A 16,049-nucleotide genomic window follows, 5' to 3' on the forward strand; every position below is an offset into this window, starting at 1 on the left:
GCGCGGCCGAGCGGCTTGTCGCAGCTCGAAAGGAGCTCTCCGCATGACGAAGAAGATCTACCTGCAGGATGTGACGCTGCGGGACGGGATGCACGCGATCCGCCACCAGCTTGAGCCCGCAAAGGTTGCCGAGATTGCACGGGCACTCGACAGCGCGGGTGTCGACGCAATCGAGGTCACCCACGGCGACGGGCTCTCGGGCTCGAGCCTCACCTACGGCCCAGGCTCACACACCGACCTCGAATGGATCGAGGCCGCCGCAGACGTCGTCGAGAATGCGCGGCTCACGGCGCTGATCCTCCCCGGGATCGGTACCCTCCACGACCTCAAGGCCGCATTCGACGCAGGGGTACGCTCCGTGCGCGTCGCCACCCACTGCACTGAGGCAGACGTTTCCGCGCAGCACATCACGGCGGCCCGGGAGTGGGGCATGGACGTCTCAGGGTTTCTCATGATGTCTCACCTGAGTGACCCTGCGAGTCTCGTCGAGCAGGCGAAGCTCATGGAGTCGTACGGGGCGAACTGTGTCTACGTCACCGACTCGGCCGGGCGACTCACCATGGACGGCTACCGGGAGCGGGTGCGCGCCTACCGCGACGCCCTGCAGCCCGAGACCGAGATCGGGGTGCATGCTCACCAGAACCTCTCGCTCGCGGTCGCCAACTCCGTCGTCGCCGTCGAGGAAGGCGCGTTCCGCGTCGACGCCTCGCTCGCCGGCCACGGTGCTGGAGCAGGCAACACCCCGATTGAGCCCTTCGTCGCAGTTGCGAAGCTGCACGGCTGGGACGTCGCCGCCGACCTCTTCGCACTGCAAGACGCCGCCGACGACCTCGTTCGCCCGCTCCACGACCGTCCGGTGCAAGTGGACCGCGAGACGCTCACGGTCGGCTATGCGGGCGTCTACTCGAGCTTCCTCCGCCACGCGGAGCACGCAGCCCAGACATACGGCCTCGATGCGCGAGACATTCTCGTCGAGGTTGGCGCTCGCCGACTCATCGGTGGGCAAGAAGACATGATCACCGATGTCGCACTCGACCTCGCGAAGAGAAAGGCCTAGCAATGGCAGACGCACAGTACACAAGCACCTGGATGGACCTCGCCGAGACGAGCTTCTCGCAGGGCTACATGGAGGCGGGCGGCTACGAGACGCGCTACCTGCGCGCTGGCGACCCGGACAACCCCCGCAAGCTGCTGCTCATGCACGGGATCACCGGCCACGCCGAGGCGTACAGCCGTAATCTGCAGTCGCACGGCGAGCACTTCGACGTGTTTGCCTTCGACTTCATCGGCCACGGTTACTCGGCGAAGCCCGAGCACCCGCTTGAGATCAAGCACTACATGGAGCACGTCCACGGCGTCATGGACGCGCTGGGGGCCGAGAAGTACTACATGTCTGGTGAGTCGCTCGGCGGCTGGACCACGGCAAAGTTCTCGCAGCTCTACCCCGAGCGGGTCGAGCGCGTTGTGCTCAACACCATGGGCGGAACTATGGCGAACCCCCAGGTCATGGAACGGCTATTTTCACTCTCGATGGAAGCCGCGAAGGACCCCTCTTGGGAGCGCGTGAAGGCACGGCTCGAGTGGCTCATGGCAGACCCGTCGATGGTCACCCCAGACCTCATTCGGGTGCGTCAGCGCATCTTCGAGCAGCCCGACTGGGAGATGGCGTGCCGCATGAACATGGCACTGCAGGATCTCGAGACTCGCAAGCGCAACATGCTCAGCGATGCAGACCTCTCCGCGATCTCGGTCCCCGCACTCGTGCTCTGGACAACGAAGGATCCCTCGGGGCCCGTCGACGAGGCGCGCCGCATCGCCGACCTGATCCCGAACGGCGAACTCGCTGTCATCGATGAGGCAGGCCACTGGCCGCAGTACGAGAAAACCGATGAATTCAACCGGCTGCATCTCGAGTTCCTGCTTCGAGACGCCGCCTAATCTCCCACTGCACACGACTTCATTACACGAAGAAAGAAGGTAAGGAATGACAAAGCTGTCTGACGGGTACGATCCCGGCCCGGGCATCTCCCACGCAGGCTCAATCAGCCTCGGCACGAAGGATCTCGAGAAATCACTCTGGTTCTTCCGCGACATCCTGGGCATGGAGGAGGTGGAGCGCGACGGTGACGTCGCGTACCTCCGCGCCTTCCAGGAGCTCGGACACCACTCGCTGGTGCTCCGAGAGCAGGACGAGAACGTGGTGAACGCCTTCAGCATGCGCACGAAGCGCCCGGAAGACGTGGAGCTGTTCTACGAGCACCTGCAGCGCGAGGAGATCGAGTCGGTGGAGATCCCCGCTGGCACTGAGAAGGGCCGCGGCACCGCGGTGCGCTTTCTCCTGCCAGGCGGAGAGCACCCCTTCGAGCTCTACTACGACATGGAGAAGCCCGAGGCGCCCGAGGAGATCCGCTCGCGGCTCCCGTCGAATAGCTCGACTCGTCGCGGGCTCGGCGTGCGCCGACTGGACCACTTCAACATCCAGACCTCACCGTCGACAATCAATCAGACCGAGCAGTGGGCTCGCGAGCACCTCGGGCTGAAGCGCCGCGAGTACGCGTACCTCCCCGATCACCCTGAGACGCTCATGGCGTCGTGGACCTCGGTCACCCCGCAGATGCACGATGTCGCCTTCGTCGCGAACAGGGCTGAGAAGACCGGCCAGCTGCACCACCTCGCCTACAACCTCGAGAACATGAGCGACGCGCTCACCGCGGCGGACATCCTCCGGGATCTCGATGTCTCGTATGGCGCTGGCCCGGGCAAGCACGGTATCGGTCAGGCGATGTACCTCTACGTTCACGACCCAGGCTCGGACCACCGCGTCGAGCTGTACGCCGGTGGCTACCTCATCTTCGACGAGGATTGGGAAGCGATCGAGTGGCGTCCGGAGGACTTCCCGGAGGGGCTTACCTGGTACGGGGATCCGATCGACACGAAGCCGGGTAGCCGCGGCCGCGACACGACGGGAACGGCTGGCCTGCAGAACCCGCTGCTCGGTGCCTAGTCTGGTAGTTCGCCGTAAGGCAGCGTAGATCTCCCTACCGTGAGAACCAGGTTCCTCCTGGGAACCGGTTCACTCGGTAGGGAGATTTGCGTCTTTCCCCACGAGCTCCGTGTCAGCAGGCGCGCGCCTCGCATACCGGAACGCCAGGAACACCCCGATTGCGAGCACCGCGATCCCGAGCGGGATGTGCACCGACATGCCAAGGCTCAGGTGCCCGAGCGAGAACTGGCCGAGCTCGAGTACCCAGAGGATGAGCGACCAGTTGAGGAGGTCGCGTGGCCACGCGGCTCGGCCTTTCCACACAATGAGCGCCATGACGATCTGCACGAGCCCGACCGTCACGACCGTCATCGCGACCATCCGGTGCATCGTCTGCGGGTCGGGGCTCATCGCGTCGAGCATCGCCCCGGCGAGGAACGGCTGGGCGGCGAGCAGTGCCGCGTGCAGGATGAGCACCCAGCGGGTGATGAGCGCCGCAACGGAGCCGCGGCGAACGGGGGCGGCACTAGTGGCTGTCATGTGATCCTCCATCGCGGATTGCTGGGGTGTCGAGCGGGCCCGCGGCTTCGCCGGGTTTCACGACCACGAACTGCGCCATCATGCCCTGATCCTCGTGCTGCAGCAGGTGGCAGTGGAACATGTACGGCAGGTGCGGGTCGGTCGACGAGCCGAACTCGACGTCAACGATGACCGTGCGGCTCGGCGGCGCGTACACAGTGTCCTTCCATCCGCGCAGCTCAGCGGCCGGCTCCCTGCCGCCAATCGAGTGCACGCGAAAACGAGCGTTGTGGATGTGCAGGTTGTGCGGCAGAAAATGCTCGTTCGTGATGAACCAGCGCTCGCGGTCGCCGACGCTGACGACCTCGTCGATTCGGCTCATGTTCATGCGCCGGTGGTTGATCTTGCTGTCCTGCAGGGTGACGGTGCGCCGCTTGTCTGGCTCTGCGTCGGAGGGGAAGGGCGCCGCGAGAAACCCGCCCGCCGCGACCCACTCGGCGAGCTGCGGGCGGTCGCCGCCGGCCTCTGCCGGGTCGCCGCCGTCGCCCGATTCCCGCGTGAGCTCCAGAATGTCGAAGCTGTCGCGGGTGCCGCTCGCGCGCTCGGTTGTTCCGAGCAGCCCGAGCGAGTGCGTGGCCGACCGCAACATCGCGGTCTCGCCAGGTGCGAGCGTCACGATGACCTCGGCGCGCTCGCCAGGGGTGAGGGTGATGCCGTCGATGATGACGGGCTCGGGAAGGAGCCCGGAATCGGTGCCGACGAGCTCGAGTTTGCTGTTGGCAGGGTCGGTGCCTGCGAGCTGCAGTCGGTAGCTGCGGGCGGTGGATCCGTTGAGTACTCGCAGCCTGGTCGTCGCACGGGTCGCGGTGAACTGCGGCGCGACCGTGCCGTTCACGAGGATCGTGTCGCCGAGCATGCCCGCGGCGGATCTATGCTGCTCGGCGAAGGATCCATCTGCCGCAAAGCTCCGGTCGCTGAGGATGAGCGGCACGTCGTCGACGCCGTAGTCGCGCGGCAGCGGGGAGTCCTGCGGGGGCTCCGCATCATCGATGAGGAACAGGCCCGCGAGTCCGCGGTACACGTGCGCCTCGGTCGTGCCGTGGTTGTGCGGGTGGTACCAGAGCGTCGAGGCGGGCTGCTCGACCGTCCACTCGGCGACCCAGCTTGCGCCCGGTTCGATGGGCTGGTGCGGGCCGCCGTCGGCGAGCGCAGGGAGCTTCATACCGTGCCAGTGGGTGGTCGTGACCTCGTCAAGGTCGTTGCGCACGGTCACCCGGACCCGCTCGCCCTCGGCGGCGCGGAGCGTCGGGCCACCGAAGGGGCCGTTGTACCCCCAGGTCTGGGTCTGCTTGCCCGGCAGGAAGGCGCTTGTGCCGGCCTGCGCCGCGAGCGTGAACTCGCGGACGCCGTCGCTAGCGACTGTGCCCTCGTCAAGTGGCGGGATCGCGAGCGGGGCGCGGCCCGTGTTCGCGCCTGCGGCACCGACGGGGTCGGGGGAGAGGATCGGCCGCTGCCCGATCCGCCACCCACCGAGGGCGATGATTGAGGTCGTGATGGCCCCGGCTGCGGCTCCGGCAAGCACGCCGCGGCGCGTGATCCGCGATGACGCAGGCATGAATCTCCTTGAACTTGGCGGCGCAAGAGATGTGCGCAACCCCTCTAGTATCTCCCAGCCGCCTGAACCCCAGGAGTTGGCAGTTTTTGTCGCCTCCGCTCCGCTCACGCGACAATAACTGCCAACTCCGGGCGTGCGGATGGGCGGGGAGTGCCTGGCACCGATGTGAGAACCCTCCGGGGGCTCGCGTAGGATGGATCTCTACGCCTACACAACGGAGGAACCCGCCACATGAGCGAGCAGACTGCGCCGAATCCCGCCACTGAAGAAGTTCAGAGCGAAGAGGAAATCTTCGAGCAGAAGCGCATCCGCTTGGAGAAGCGGGAGCGGCTGAACGCCGCGGGTGGCCTTGCCGGCGGCGCATACCCGGTCGCAGTACCGGTAACGACCACGATTCCCGCGGTGCGGGCGCAGTGGGGGCACCTCGAAGAGACCCCCGATTCGGCTTCGGGCGAGACCGTCGGCATCGCCGGCCGCATCGTCTTCCAGCGCAACACCGGCAAGCTCTGCTTCGCCTCGATCCAGGCCGGCGATGGCACCCGCATCCAGGCGATGCTGTCGCTCGCGGAGGTCGGCGAGGAATCGCTCGCCGAGTACAAGGAGCTCACCGACCTCGGTGACCACCTGTTCGTGAGCGGCGAGGTCATCTCGAGTCGCCGCGGCGAACTCTCGATCATGGTGAGCGAGTGGCAGGTCGCCGCGAAGGCGATCGCCCCGCTGCCGAACCTGCACGCAGAGCTCAACGAGGAGACGAGGGTGCGCCAGCGCTACCTCGACCTCATCGCCCGCGAGCAGGCGCGCACGAACGTGCTCACCCGCGCCCGCACCATGGCGAGCCTGCGCGAGACCTTCGCGAAGCACGGCTTCATGGAGGTCGAGACCCCCATGCTGCAGACCATGCACGGCGGTGCCTCGGCACGCCCCTTCGTCACGCACTCGAACGCTTTCGACATGGAGCTGTTCCTGCGCATCGCACCCGAGCTGTTCCTCAAGCGCGCGGCCGTCGGCGGCCTCGAGCGCGTCTTCGAGATCAACCGCAACTTCCGCAACGAGGGCGCTGACTCGACGCACAGCCCCGAGTTCGCAATGCTCGAGTCGTACCAGGCATACACCGACTACAACGGCATCGCAGACCTCACGCAGGAGCTCGTGCAGAACGCCGCGCTCGCCGCAAACGTTGGCAGCGACCGCGAGGGCACGCACACGGTGAAGTGGGCCGACGGCACGCTGTTCGACCTCGGCGGTGACTGGGCGCGCATCTCGATGTACGGCTCGCTCTCCGAGGCTGCCGGCGTGGAGATCACCCCGGAGACCTCCGTGGCTGACCTCCAGGCGATTGCCGACAAGGAGGGTGTCGAGGTGCCGCTGGCGAACCACGGCAAGCTCGTCGAAGAGCTCTGGGAGCACTTCGTGATCGACTCCCTCACCGGCCCGACGTTCGTCATGGACTTCCCGGTCGAGACGAGCCCGCTCACGCGCCACCACCGCTCGATTCCGGGCGTCGTCGAGAAGTGGGATCTCTACATCCGCGGCTTCGAACTCGCAACGGGGTACTCCGAGCTCATCGACCCCGTCGTGCAGCGCGAGCGCTTCGTGCAGCAGGCAGCCGAGGGCGCGCGCGGCGACGTCGAGGCGATGAAGGTTGACGAGGACTTCCTCCGCGCGCTCGAGCACGCTATGCCTCCCACCGGCGGCATGGGCATGGGCATGGATCGCCTGCTCATGGCGCTCACGGGTCTGGGGATCCGCGAGACGATTCTCTTCCCGCTCGTGAAGTAATCTCGGCCGACAGCCAGAATCAGGCCCCCGCGCTTAGCCGCGGCGGCCTGTTTTGGTGGCAGATCTCCTTCGCCAGTTCACGCTGAGCACGGCGATCCCGAGCAGTACGAGGGCGAGCCCGAGCCAGCCGCCAGCGGTGAGCCGCTCGCCGATCACCAGCACGGCGAGCAGCGTCGCGACGGCCGGTTCGAGCAGCGTGTAGAGCGTGACTGTCGACGCCGAGAGCGCGGCGAGCGACCAGCCGAAGAGTGCGTGGCCGATCGCCATGGGCACGATCCCGAGGTAGAGCAGCGGCGGCCACACAGCTGGATCGAGCAACTGTGCGCCACCGGAGACCACCATGAAGCCGAGCAGCGGGGGAGCCGCGACCCCGAGGATCGCCGCGACGCCCGCGGTGCGACCGAGTCCGGCGGGACGCTTCGGGGTGGCCTTGATGAGCCGCCCGAGCAGCCAGGCGTACACGGCGTAGGCCACCCCCGCGAGCAGCCCCACCGCGACGCCGAGCGGAAGCTGCGCGGGGTCAGAGCCCATCCAGCCGCCGCCCTCGCCGCGCCCCGTCACGAGGAGTACGCCGCCGACGATTGCGAGCAGTGCGGCGACGTACCAGCTGCCTCCGAGGCGCTGCCGGTCGATGAACAGCTCGAGCAGGCCAGCGAAGATGGGGGAGGAGCAAATCGTCACAATCGTGCCGAGGGCGACGCCCGCGAGCCCCATCGAGGCGTAGAAGCTCACCGTAAACACGCAGATCGCGGCCGCTCCGGCGAGCACGAGCGGCGTGGCACCCGGGGCCCGGAAGATGCCCCCGAGCTTGCGCAAGTTGCCGAGTGCGAGCAGGGCACCGCCGATGCCCATTGCCGCCGCCCCGGTCGTGACAGCGCTTAACGGTGCGGCGAACGATGCCCCGAATCCGGTCGTCCCCCACAGCACTGCGGTGACGAGTACGGCGATCGTTGCCTGCGCCCTGGCTGTGCTGCGCGTCGCTGCGGTGTGCATGGTTGTGATCCTAGGCGCTGCCGTCACGGGAGGCGACCGCCGTCGCGCAGAGTCGCGTTCTGCGACGCGTGCCGCAGACGTGCGTGAACGCCCAGGAAACCCACGGGAGGGGGCGGGTAAGGTTGGCAATTATGGATAACTGGTGGATGAATGCAGTCTGGTCGCTCACGCCGACCGTGCTCATCGGGCTCTTCTTCTGGATGGTCATGAGGCTCATTCTTCGTGCGGACCGCACTGAGCGACGCATTTACCGCGAGATCGAGGATCAGGAGCGCCAGAAGGCTGGCCTCCCCGCGCGCGACGAGTAACCCCCCGACTCGCTAGAATGGCGGGAGGCGCGGGTTTCCGCGCGGCTCCGGCATTCCCAGCGAGAGGACGACGATGGAGTTCTTTTCGGGCTGGAACTGGGCCGCTATCGGCGCAGCGGTCGCGATCACGATCGACATGGCGATTCGAATTGTCGCCCTCTTCGTGGTGCCGCGAAACCGCCGCCCAACCTCCGGCATGGCCTGGCTGCTCGCTATCTTCCTGCTCCCGGTGCCCGGTCTCATTGTCTTTCTGATCATTGGATCGAACCGGCTCCCGGCGCACCGCGAGAACAAGCAAGACGCCATCAACGAGATGGTCTCGAGCATTGCAGAGCGCGAGAACCGCGGGCTGATCTCAGACATTGACGCCATGTCGCCAGGGCTTGAGAGCGCCGTGCGCCTCGGGCAGACGCTCGGCGCGCAGCCCATGCTGCGGGGCAACGTCGCCTCGATGACGATCGACTATGAGCTCTCGTTTCACCAGATCGCCGAAGCTATCGACTGCGCGCGCGACTACGTGCACGTGCAGTTCTACATTCTTGTGCACGACGAAACCACCGATGTGGTGTTCGACGCGATGCGCCGAGCCATCGAACGCGGCGTCAAGGTGCGCGTCATGCTCGACCATATTTCTGCCGTGCGAAATCCCGGACGTCGCCGCACCGCCCAGAGCCTCAAAGACATGGGCGCCGAGTGGACCTACATGCTCCCGGTGCGCCCCTGGCGCGGCGAATATCAGCGCCCCGACCTGCGCAACCACCGCAAGCTCGTGGTCGTTGACGGCAAAGTCGGCTTCACGGGCTCACAGAACCTCGTCGACTCGAGCTACAACAAGCGCGGCAACATTCGGCGCGGCCTGCACTGGCGCGACATCATGGTGCGCGTTGAGGGGCCGATCGTGTTGGGCCTTGAAGCCGTGTTCCAGGCCGACTGGTACCTCGAGACCGATACCTTCCTCGACCAGCTCGAGATCGACATCGACACGGAGCAGACTGAGCTTCCGGGCGAACTCGACTGCCAGATCGTGCCGAGCGGCCCCGGATACGCTGCGGAAAACAACCTGCAGGTGTTTGTGTCGCTGCTGTACGCCGCCAGGCACCGCATCAGCATCACGAGCCCCTACTTCGTGCCCGACGGCTCGATCATGAACGCGCTGCGGGCGGCGACCGCGCGCGGCGTCGAGGTCGAGCTGTTCGTCTCGGAAATCGGCGACCAGGCCCTCGTGTATCACGCGCAGCGCTCCTACTACGAGGAACTCTTGAACGCGGGCGTGCGTATCTGGATGTACCGGCCGCCCTACATTCTCCATTCGAAGCACTTCACGATCGACGATGAGGTCGCGGTCGTCGGATCCTCGAACATGGATCCGCGCTCGTTCGGCCTGAACATGGAGATCTCGATGGTCGTGCGCGGCGAGAGCTTCGTGCAAGACCTCGACGAAGTCACCGATTACTACCGTGCGAACTCCCGCGAGCTCCTGCCCGAGGAATGGGAGAAGCAGCCGCTGCGCTCGCAGCTGCTTGACGGACTCGCGCGCCTCACCTCGGCGCTGCAGTAGTTCCCGCGGCTTGGCCCGGCGCGCGCGGAAGCGTCCCGGCCGTGCCTGCGCGCCGCGGGCGTTCGTTAGCCCAGCTTCATCGCCGAATAGTCGCTGCCGTCGAGGCGCAGCAGCCAGATCTCACCGTTGAGGATCCGCGGAACGTCAGACCCGGTGAGCAGTGCGAGCCCGGCCCGGAGCATCGCACCGTGTGCGACCGCAACGGAACCGGGGTGCGTCTGCGAGAGCTCACGGATCGCGTCGGCTGAGCGCTGGGCGACGTCCTCGATCCGCTCGGCTGCGGGGACGTCCCGGAGCCCAGGCCAGCGCGCCTCGCTCTCGGCGACGAGCAGCCCCTCGGCCTCGCCGAAGTCGCGCTCCCACAGGCCCCCGTTGATCCCGGGGGCATTGAGCCCGAGATGGTCAGCGATGATGTCGGCGGTCTCGATCGCGCGCCCGAGCGGTGAAGCGTGCACCGAGGCCCACGGTGCGGGTGCCGACGAACTCAGCAGCTCGGCGGCGCTGAGTGCCTGGGCGCGGCCGGTTGCATTGAGGGGCACCTCGGTGCGTCCCTGTATACGTCGAGCTCGGTTCCAATCGGTTTCGCCGTGTCGAACGAGCGCGAGCACCGGAGTTCCTGCAGTCATGCTGCCACGCTATCGGCTCTGGCAGGGTCGAAGTCTGAGGGTGCGCTCGGGGTGCGATGCGCCGACTGTTCGCGCGCCGCCTGTGGCACCGCGGAACCGTCGGAGTACACGAGCGTGCGGTCGCACTCGACGCGCACTCGCGTACCCGCGGGGACCCTGCTGCCAGCGATCCGGCTGCGCAGCCTGAGCCCGAGCCAGTCGACGGTGAGGTCGTCGCAGTCGCGCCCGAAGAGCGAGGAGGTGACGACTGCCTCCCCACCCGGGTCTGGCACGACCCGCACCCACTCGGGCAGGATCGCGAGCTCGGCGCTGTGCGCGGATGCTCCGGGGGAGGTGCGCTGCCCGGCGAGCTGTTCGAGATGTGCGGCGGGCACCGCGAGCGGGTGTTGCGCTGCGGTGAATCCCTCGGAGTCGAGCGAACCCGGAACGATCGTCGCGTCAGCGATAAAGCGCGCGACGAACGGCGTTGCGGGGCGTGCGAGTACCGCGGCCGGGGTGTCCTGCTGTTGGATCCTGCCGCCATCGAGCACGACTACACGGTCCGCGAGTGCGAGCGCCTCGCCGCGGTCGTGGGTGACGTGGATCACGGTGAGCCCGAGCTCGCGGGTAAGCTCCCGCAACTCGAGTCGCAGGCGATCGCGCAGCGGCTCATCGAGCGCGGAGAGCGCCTCATCGAGGAGGAGCACCCTGGGCCGCGCGACGATTGCTCGCGCAATCGCGACGCGCTGGCGTTGCCCGCCGGAGAGCGTCGCGGGGTTACGGGCTTCGGCGCCGGCGAGGCCGACGAGGGTGAGTGCCTCGCTCACGCGTTCGCGGCGCTCCGATCGCGATACTCCGGCCCGCTTGAGCGGGTACTCGATGTTCTTTCCGACGCTCCAGTGTGGCCACACGGCATGCTGTTGAAACACCATGCCGAGGCCACGGCGCTCCGGTTCGACCGCGCGGCCCGCGCCCGCGACGACGGTGTCGCCGATGCGCACGGTGCCGGCAGTCGGCTCGGCGAAGCCGGCAACGGTTCGTAGCAGCGTCGTTTTGCCCGAACCGGAGGGCCCGACGAGCGCAACGAACTCGCCGTCCCCGACGCTGAGGTCGACGTCGGCGAGGCCGAGGGTGCCGCCTGGAAACGCGAGGCTCACGGATTCGAGGGTGACCGATGACATGATGCTCCTAACGGGAGGCGCGCGCGGTGAGTCCGAGGCCTGCGAGGCCGACGAGCGCGACGATGAGGGACAGCGCAGACGAGGCGTTGTAGGCGCCGGCCTGCTGGAGGTTGAAGATGACCACACCAAGGGTCTGGGTGCCGGGGGCGAGGAGCAGCACCGACAGGGTGAGTTCGCGAACTGCTGTGAGCGCGACGAGCACAGCCCCGGAGAATGCGGCGGGCAGCGCCATCCGGCAGGAGATATCCCAGAGGGCGCGGAGCTTGGTGGCACCTGAGATCCGCGCGGCCTCCTCAGCGGTGGTCGGTGTCGCGGCGAGCGGCGCAGATACCGACTGCACGACGAGCGCGACGAACGATGTGAGGTACGCGCAGAGAATGATCCACGGAGTGTTGTACAGGCCGATGCGTGGGGCGATGACGAGCCAGGCGACCGCGATGACGAGCCCGGGGATCGCCTGCGGCAGCAGTGAGAGCCCGAGCAGCGCGCGGTTGCCGCGTGCACGGGTGCGAGTGACGACGGTGCCGACGGCGAGGCCGAGCACGCCGCAGATCAGCGCGGCCATGCCCGCGAGCCACAGCGAGTTCGTGACGCCGCTGAGCGTGCCGGGGGAGGAGAGCGCGCGTTCGAAGCTCGCGAGCGTGATGGTCTCGAGGGACAGCGGGACACCGGGTGCCGGAAGCAGTGCCTGCACGGTGAGCGTGAGGAGCGGCAGGATCGTGACGGCCACGATAACGACGGCCGCGATGATGCCAACGGGCAGCCGGGCCGGGCCGAGCGGGAGCCGGGCGGGAGCCGCGGACTGTGCGTCGAGCTCGACGCGAGTGCGCGAGCGGAACAGGTCGACGACGACTCCGAGTAGCGCGACCACGAGCAACAGGAACCCGATTGCGGCGACGACGGCGAGCGGATCCTCAACCGTGCCGGACTGCAGATACCGGTACACGAGCGTCGACAGGGTGACGTAGCGGCCGGGCAGGCCGACGATCGACGGGATGCCGAAGTCAGCGAGGTTCGCGACGGCGATGAGCATGAACGATGAGAGCATCGCCGGGCGCAGCAGCGGCAGCGTGACCTCGCAGAGCGCGCGCGGGGCGGAGGAGCCCGCGATTCTCGCGGCCTGTTCGAGGTCCGCGGGGACCCGGCGGAGAGCGGCCGTGACGATCATCATCGCGATCGGGAAGCTATGGATGGTGAGCAGGAACACGACGCCTGCCCCACCGTAGAGATTCCAGAGGGGGCCGCCGAAGCGTGCTGCCCAGAACTGGTTCAGCCCGGAGCTCGGCCCGAGGAGGCTGAGCCAGGCGATCGCGCCCACGAACGGCGGCATGAGCATTGGGCTGAGCGCGAGCAGCCGCAGGGTGCGGCGGAACGGAATGTCGGTGCGCTCGAGCAGGATCGCGAAGAGCGTTCCGATGGCGACGGCGAGCGCGCCCGAGAGGGTTGCCGAGACGAGCGAGTTCACGGCGGCGACGCGCACGTCTGGGGAGGTGAGCTCCGACCAGCCGCCGCCCGTGGCCGCGAGCACCACGATCGTGCCGATGGGGAGCAGCACGAGCGCGGAGACCGCGAGCCACAGCCCGGCGCGGGCGAAGGCGAAGCCGTCGAGCCTCACCCGTGCCGGCGCGAGCCTGCGGGGACGGCCGTGACCGGCCGCCCCCGCAGGTGACACGGCAAGCGCGTTACTGGAAGAGGCCATTGAAGGTTGCAACGGCGTCGGCCTGCGTCGACCGGATCTTGTCCAGCTCGGGCGACAGCAGCGCGAGATCCTTGACCTCAGGTGCGCCCTTGGGGGCAGCGACGTCCGAGCGGATCGGGAGGTACGACTGCGACACCGCGATCTCCTGGCCCTGCTTCGAGATGAGGAAGTCGACGAACAGCTTCGCTGCCTCGGGCTCTTCGGTGTTCGCGAAGATCCCGACCGGCTGCGTGACGTATGGAACGCCCTCGCTCGGGTACACGGCCGCGATCGGTGAGCCCGCAGCCTCGAGGTCGCGCACGAGCGAGTCGACGACGATGCCAACGGGGCTGCTGCCATCGGCAACCGCCTGCGATACCGGGCCGTTGCTGTCGACGACGAGGGGCTCGTTCTTCGCGAGGGCCTCAAGCCACGGCTTGCCGAGCTGTGCCTCGTCGAGCCAGACGGCTGCGTTGTACGCCGCTGCGCCCGAGACGTCGGGGTTCGGCATGGCGATCTTGCCCGCGTATGCGGGGTCGGTGAGATCCTGCCACGACGTCGGCGCGTCGGTGATGACATTCGTGTTCACCGCGATCACGGTGGGCAGCATGCGCGTTCCCACGTAGAAGTTCTCGGGGTCGAGCAGCTCGGGAAGGATGGCCTCGGCCTCGGGCGAAGCATACTCAAGCAGCAGGTCGCGAGCCGCGTAATCCTCGAACGTGCCCGCGTCTGCGGCGAGGAGCAGGTCTGCGCCAACGGCTCCGGCCTTTTCTTCGGCCGCGATGCGCGCGGTGAGGTCGCCGGTTCCCGCACGGAAGACCTCGACCGAGATCTCTGGCTGCTCCTCGGAGAACGCCGCAACAATCGCGTCGATCTTTTCCTGCGGCTCAGAGGTGTAGAGGGTCAGGCTCGCAGCCTCGGCTGGCGATTTCGCCGCCGGTGTCTCGGAGCTTGACGAATCGGTTGCTGCGGAGCATCCGGTGAGCGCGATGGCGCCGAGGGTGACTGCTGCGATGGCACCGAGGGTGTGCTTACGAATCATGGTGGTGTTACTGGCTTTCTGTCGAGTGAAGCGTGGTGGTGAGCGGAGAAACATAGGGGACAAGGGAAGGAGTAGGTCGTGAGCGCACGGGCTCGTTGAAGAGCGGTTCGTGGGCGGAGAGTGAGACCTCGGCCGCGCTTACGCCGAGGCTCGTGAACTGCACGAGCGAGAACGCGGGGGCGTCGTGGCCCGCTACGTGATCCGGGCCGGCATCCATCACCTGGTGGTACGCGAGCGAGGGCCCGACGAGCACTGGGATGCCAGCGGCCGTTGCCGCCAGCGAGTGATGGAAGTGGCCCGCGAGCACGGCTCGCGTATCGCTGCCCGAGAGCACTGCGAGGAACTGCTCGGCGTCGGCAAGGCCCTGCCGGCTGAGCGTCGGAAGCGGCGAACCCAGGGGTGCGTGGTGCAGCGCGACGATGGTGCCGGTTGGTGCCGGCTCCGCGAGTACGTCAGCGAGCCAGTCGAGCTGGTCGCCGCCGAGAGCGCCGGTGCGCGAGTCGAGCCTGATGATCCGCATGCCGTCAACGAGCGACACCCCGCGGTGGCTTGTCTCATGGCCGGGAAGCACCCGGGAAGCGATTGGATCGTCGTGGTTGCCGAGCACTGTGAGCACGGGAGCCGCGACTGCCTCAGACAGCGCGCGGCACGCCGCGGCAACGGCGGGGTACGCGCCTGGGTTGCCGCGCTGGACGAGGTCGCCCGTGATGATCACCGCTTCGGGCGTGATTCCTGTCGCACGCGCGTACTCGCCCACCCGTTCGAGTCGCTCGAGCCCGTCGACTGCCCCGTAGAGGCTGCAGTCGTCCGTGGCGTGGACGTCGCTCACGTGCAACACCGTGAAGCGGCCGCTCTCGCGGCTCACGAGGAGACCACCTGGGCGCCGGCTCGTGCGCGCAGCGCCGCGAGCTGTGAGGACTCAACCCCGTGCGCGAGGAGGTACTCGGCTGCGCCGCCCCACGCGTCGAGCGCAGCGATCGCGGTCTCGAGCGCTTCGCCAGGGCTGTCGAGGTGCAGCCGTTCAGCGGCGGCACGCTCGGCACCGGAGACCTGGAGCGCGTCGAGCTGGGCAGCAACGAGCCCGCGCCGCGCCGGTCGCACGGTCTCGCCCGAGCGGGTGTAGTCGTCGACAACCTCCGGGCGGGATTCACCCGCGGCGAGCCGGGCGAGCGCGACGACGAGCCCCGTGCGATCCTTCCCCGCCGCGCAGTGCACGAGGCAGACGCCGGGGTGATCGGCAATGGTCGCGACCGCCTCGGCGAGGGCGGCCCCGCGCCGCTGGATCAGCCCAAGGTAGATGTCTTCGAGCGACCCGGCAGCCGGCGGCGTTTCGCCGTAGAGCGGTACCGAAACGACCGGCAGCAGGTGCAATCGCTCGCCGTGTTCGGCGGTCTCGCGCAGATCGAGAATGAGGTCAACGCCAGCCGCTCGCAGGATCGCCTCGTCGTTCGGCGTAATGGCGTCGGGCGCAGCTGAGCGCACGAGCCACGGCTCTGCCTCTGCCCCGACTCCGCGTGCGTTGTAGCTGCCCTGTAGTGCGATGGTGTTCACGCCTGGCCCCTCCGGTGAATCTCGGTGTCGTGCGCTGTTTCGTGTGGTTTCATCGGCGATGAAACGCGCTTCACGAATCACTATCCTGGGCCGGGGTAGCGGGCGCGTGAACGAAGCATCAACCCTGCGTGAAGCTCAGGCGTGCATGCGGGGAGTGCCCGAGCGGCGCTGGTTGCGGGAGGCGGCGCGGCTGCCGGGGGTGCGACTGCCGGGGGCGCGGCTGGCGGGGTGCGGTGC

The 16,049-nt window shown here is 67.7% G+C and carries 15 protein-coding genes; 6 read left to right on the forward strand and 9 right to left on the reverse strand.

The window, feature by feature from the left end; translation table 11 throughout:
• Positions 1 to 43 precede the first annotated feature (43 nt).
• Genes dmpG through ACI1US_RS06090 form a run of 3 tightly spaced genes read left to right on the forward strand, consistent with a single transcriptional unit; the run spans position 44 to position 3,004 of the window.
• Positions 44 to 1,057 (forward strand): 4-hydroxy-2-oxovalerate aldolase, encoded by a 1,014-nt coding sequence (dmpG, locus tag ACI1US_RS06080; RefSeq protein WP_461639013.1) that lies wholly within the window; start codon positions 44 to 46, stop codon positions 1,055 to 1,057.
• A 2-nt stretch (positions 1,058 to 1,059) separates the two neighbouring features.
• On the forward strand, positions 1,060 to 1,938 hold the full coding sequence (locus tag ACI1US_RS06085; RefSeq protein WP_461639015.1) for an alpha/beta fold hydrolase: 879 nt from the start codon (positions 1,060 to 1,062) through the stop codon (positions 1,936 to 1,938).
• A 46-nt stretch (positions 1,939 to 1,984) separates the two neighbouring features.
• Positions 1,985 to 3,004 carry a VOC family protein gene (locus tag ACI1US_RS06090; protein ID WP_461639017.1) on the forward strand — a complete coding sequence of 340 codons (1,020 nt, stop codon included), beginning with the start codon at positions 1,985 to 1,987 and terminating at the stop codon, positions 3,002 to 3,004.
• A 69-nt stretch (positions 3,005 to 3,073) separates the two neighbouring features.
• Here ACI1US_RS06090 and ACI1US_RS06095 read toward each other — a convergent pair whose 3' ends face one another.
• Together ACI1US_RS06095 and ACI1US_RS06100 are read right to left on the reverse strand one after the other, a co-directional pair.
• Positions 3,074 to 3,523, reverse strand: a complete 450-nt coding sequence (locus tag ACI1US_RS06095; protein WP_461639019.1) for a hypothetical protein — start codon at positions 3,521 to 3,523, stop codon at positions 3,074 to 3,076.
• Positions 3,510 to 5,117 (reverse strand): multicopper oxidase family protein, encoded by a 1,608-nt coding sequence (locus tag ACI1US_RS06100; protein WP_461639021.1) that lies wholly within the window; start codon positions 5,115 to 5,117, stop codon positions 3,510 to 3,512. The genes ACI1US_RS06095 and ACI1US_RS06100 overlap by 14 nt, the downstream gene beginning before the upstream one ends.
• A 231-nt stretch (positions 5,118 to 5,348) precedes the next feature.
• Here ACI1US_RS06100 and lysS point away from each other — a divergent pair, with 231 nt between their 5' ends.
• The gene (lysS, locus tag ACI1US_RS06105) at positions 5,349 to 6,896 is read left to right on the forward strand and encodes a lysine--tRNA ligase (RefSeq protein ID WP_416549845.1); all 1,548 of its coding nucleotides are present in this window, start codon (positions 5,349 to 5,351) and stop codon (positions 6,894 to 6,896) included.
• Positions 6,897 to 6,929: 33 nt separating this feature from the next.
• On the opposite strand, the gene ACI1US_RS06110 is transcribed toward lysS, so the two are convergent.
• Positions 6,930 to 7,889 (reverse strand): DMT family transporter, encoded by a 960-nt coding sequence (locus tag ACI1US_RS06110; protein ID WP_461639023.1) that lies wholly within the window; start codon positions 7,887 to 7,889, stop codon positions 6,930 to 6,932.
• 131 nt (positions 7,890 to 8,020) lie between these two features.
• Here ACI1US_RS06110 and ACI1US_RS06115 point away from each other — a divergent pair, with 131 nt between their 5' ends.
• A complete protein-coding gene (locus ACI1US_RS06115; protein ID WP_461639025.1) occupies positions 8,021 to 8,197 on the forward strand; it encodes a hypothetical protein in 177 nt (58 codons plus the stop codon).
• Positions 8,198 to 8,270: 73 nt separating this feature from the next.
• A complete protein-coding gene (gene cls, locus ACI1US_RS06120) occupies positions 8,271 to 9,755 on the forward strand; it encodes a cardiolipin synthase (RefSeq protein ID WP_461639027.1) in 1,485 nt (494 codons plus the stop codon).
• A gap of 65 nt (positions 9,756 to 9,820) precedes the next feature.
• On the opposite strand, the gene ACI1US_RS06125 is transcribed toward cls, so the two are convergent.
• The 6 genes from ACI1US_RS06125 to ACI1US_RS06150 are packed head-to-tail and all read right to left on the reverse strand — an operon-like array spanning position 9,821 to position 15,812.
• Positions 9,821 to 10,381 carry a histidine phosphatase family protein gene (locus ACI1US_RS06125; protein WP_461639029.1) on the reverse strand — a complete coding sequence of 187 codons (561 nt, stop codon included), beginning with the start codon at positions 10,379 to 10,381 and terminating at the stop codon, positions 9,821 to 9,823.
• Positions 10,378 to 11,541, reverse strand: coding sequence for an ABC transporter ATP-binding protein (locus ACI1US_RS06130; protein ID WP_461639031.1), 1,164 nt, complete (start codon positions 11,539 to 11,541; stop codon positions 10,378 to 10,380). Before ACI1US_RS06130 ends, ACI1US_RS06125 begins: the two co-directional genes overlap by 4 nt.
• A gap of 7 nt (positions 11,542 to 11,548) precedes the next feature.
• Positions 11,549 to 13,240: an ABC transporter permease gene (locus ACI1US_RS06135; protein ID WP_461639033.1), complete on the reverse strand. Its 1,692-nt coding sequence runs from the start codon at positions 13,238 to 13,240 to the stop codon at positions 11,549 to 11,551.
• Positions 13,224 to 14,261 (reverse strand): ABC transporter substrate-binding protein, encoded by a 1,038-nt coding sequence (locus tag ACI1US_RS06140; RefSeq protein ID WP_461639035.1) that lies wholly within the window; start codon positions 14,259 to 14,261, stop codon positions 13,224 to 13,226. The genes ACI1US_RS06135 and ACI1US_RS06140 overlap by 17 nt, the downstream gene beginning before the upstream one ends.
• A gap of 7 nt (positions 14,262 to 14,268) precedes the next feature.
• Positions 14,269 to 15,126, reverse strand: coding sequence for a metallophosphoesterase family protein (locus tag ACI1US_RS06145; RefSeq protein ID WP_461639037.1), 858 nt, complete (start codon positions 15,124 to 15,126; stop codon positions 14,269 to 14,271).
• Positions 15,123 to 15,812 (reverse strand): tyrosine-protein phosphatase, encoded by a 690-nt coding sequence (locus ACI1US_RS06150; protein WP_461639039.1) that lies wholly within the window; start codon positions 15,810 to 15,812, stop codon positions 15,123 to 15,125. The genes ACI1US_RS06145 and ACI1US_RS06150 overlap by 4 nt, the downstream gene beginning before the upstream one ends.
• Positions 15,813 to 16,049 lie beyond the last annotated feature (237 nt).

It is taken from the genome of Leucobacter sp. BZR 635 (assembly GCF_048061935.2).
Taxonomy (GTDB): domain Bacteria; phylum Actinomycetota; class Actinomycetes; order Actinomycetales; family Microbacteriaceae; genus Leucobacter.

Coding starts and splice junctions, on each gene's coding strand:
- ACI1US_RS06095 (WP_461639019.1), bottom strand. CDS start 3,523: ATGACAGCCACTAGTGCCGCCCCCGTTCGCCGCGGCTCCGTTGCGGCG.
- ACI1US_RS06085 (WP_461639015.1), top strand. CDS start 1,060: ATGGCAGACGCACAGTACACAAGCACCTGGATGGACCTCGCCGAGACG.
- ACI1US_RS06125 (WP_461639029.1), bottom strand. CDS start 10,381: ATGACTGCAGGAACTCCGGTGCTCGCGCTCGTTCGACACGGCGAAACC.
- ACI1US_RS06115 (WP_461639025.1), top strand. CDS start 8,021: ATGGATAACTGGTGGATGAATGCAGTCTGGTCGCTCACGCCGACCGTG.
- cls (WP_461639027.1), top strand. CDS start 8,271: ATGGAGTTCTTTTCGGGCTGGAACTGGGCCGCTATCGGCGCAGCGGTC.
- lysS (WP_416549845.1), top strand. CDS start 5,349: ATGAGCGAGCAGACTGCGCCGAATCCCGCCACTGAAGAAGTTCAGAGC.
- ACI1US_RS06130 (WP_461639031.1), bottom strand. CDS start 11,541: ATGTCATCGGTCACCCTCGAATCCGTGAGCCTCGCGTTTCCAGGCGGC.
- ACI1US_RS06090 (WP_461639017.1), top strand. CDS start 1,985: ATGACAAAGCTGTCTGACGGGTACGATCCCGGCCCGGGCATCTCCCAC.
- dmpG (WP_461639013.1), top strand. CDS start 44: ATGACGAAGAAGATCTACCTGCAGGATGTGACGCTGCGGGACGGGATG.
- ACI1US_RS06100 (WP_461639021.1), bottom strand. CDS start 5,117: ATGCCTGCGTCATCGCGGATCACGCGCCGCGGCGTGCTTGCCGGAGCC.
- ACI1US_RS06110 (WP_461639023.1), bottom strand. CDS start 7,889: ATGCACACCGCAGCGACGCGCAGCACAGCCAGGGCGCAGGCAACGATC.
- ACI1US_RS06140 (WP_461639035.1), bottom strand. CDS start 14,261: ATGATTCGTAAGCACACCCTCGGTGCCATCGCAGCAGTCACCCTCGGC.
- ACI1US_RS06135 (WP_461639033.1), bottom strand. CDS start 13,240: ATGGCCTCTTCCAGTAACGCGCTTGCCGTGTCACCTGCGGGGGCGGCC.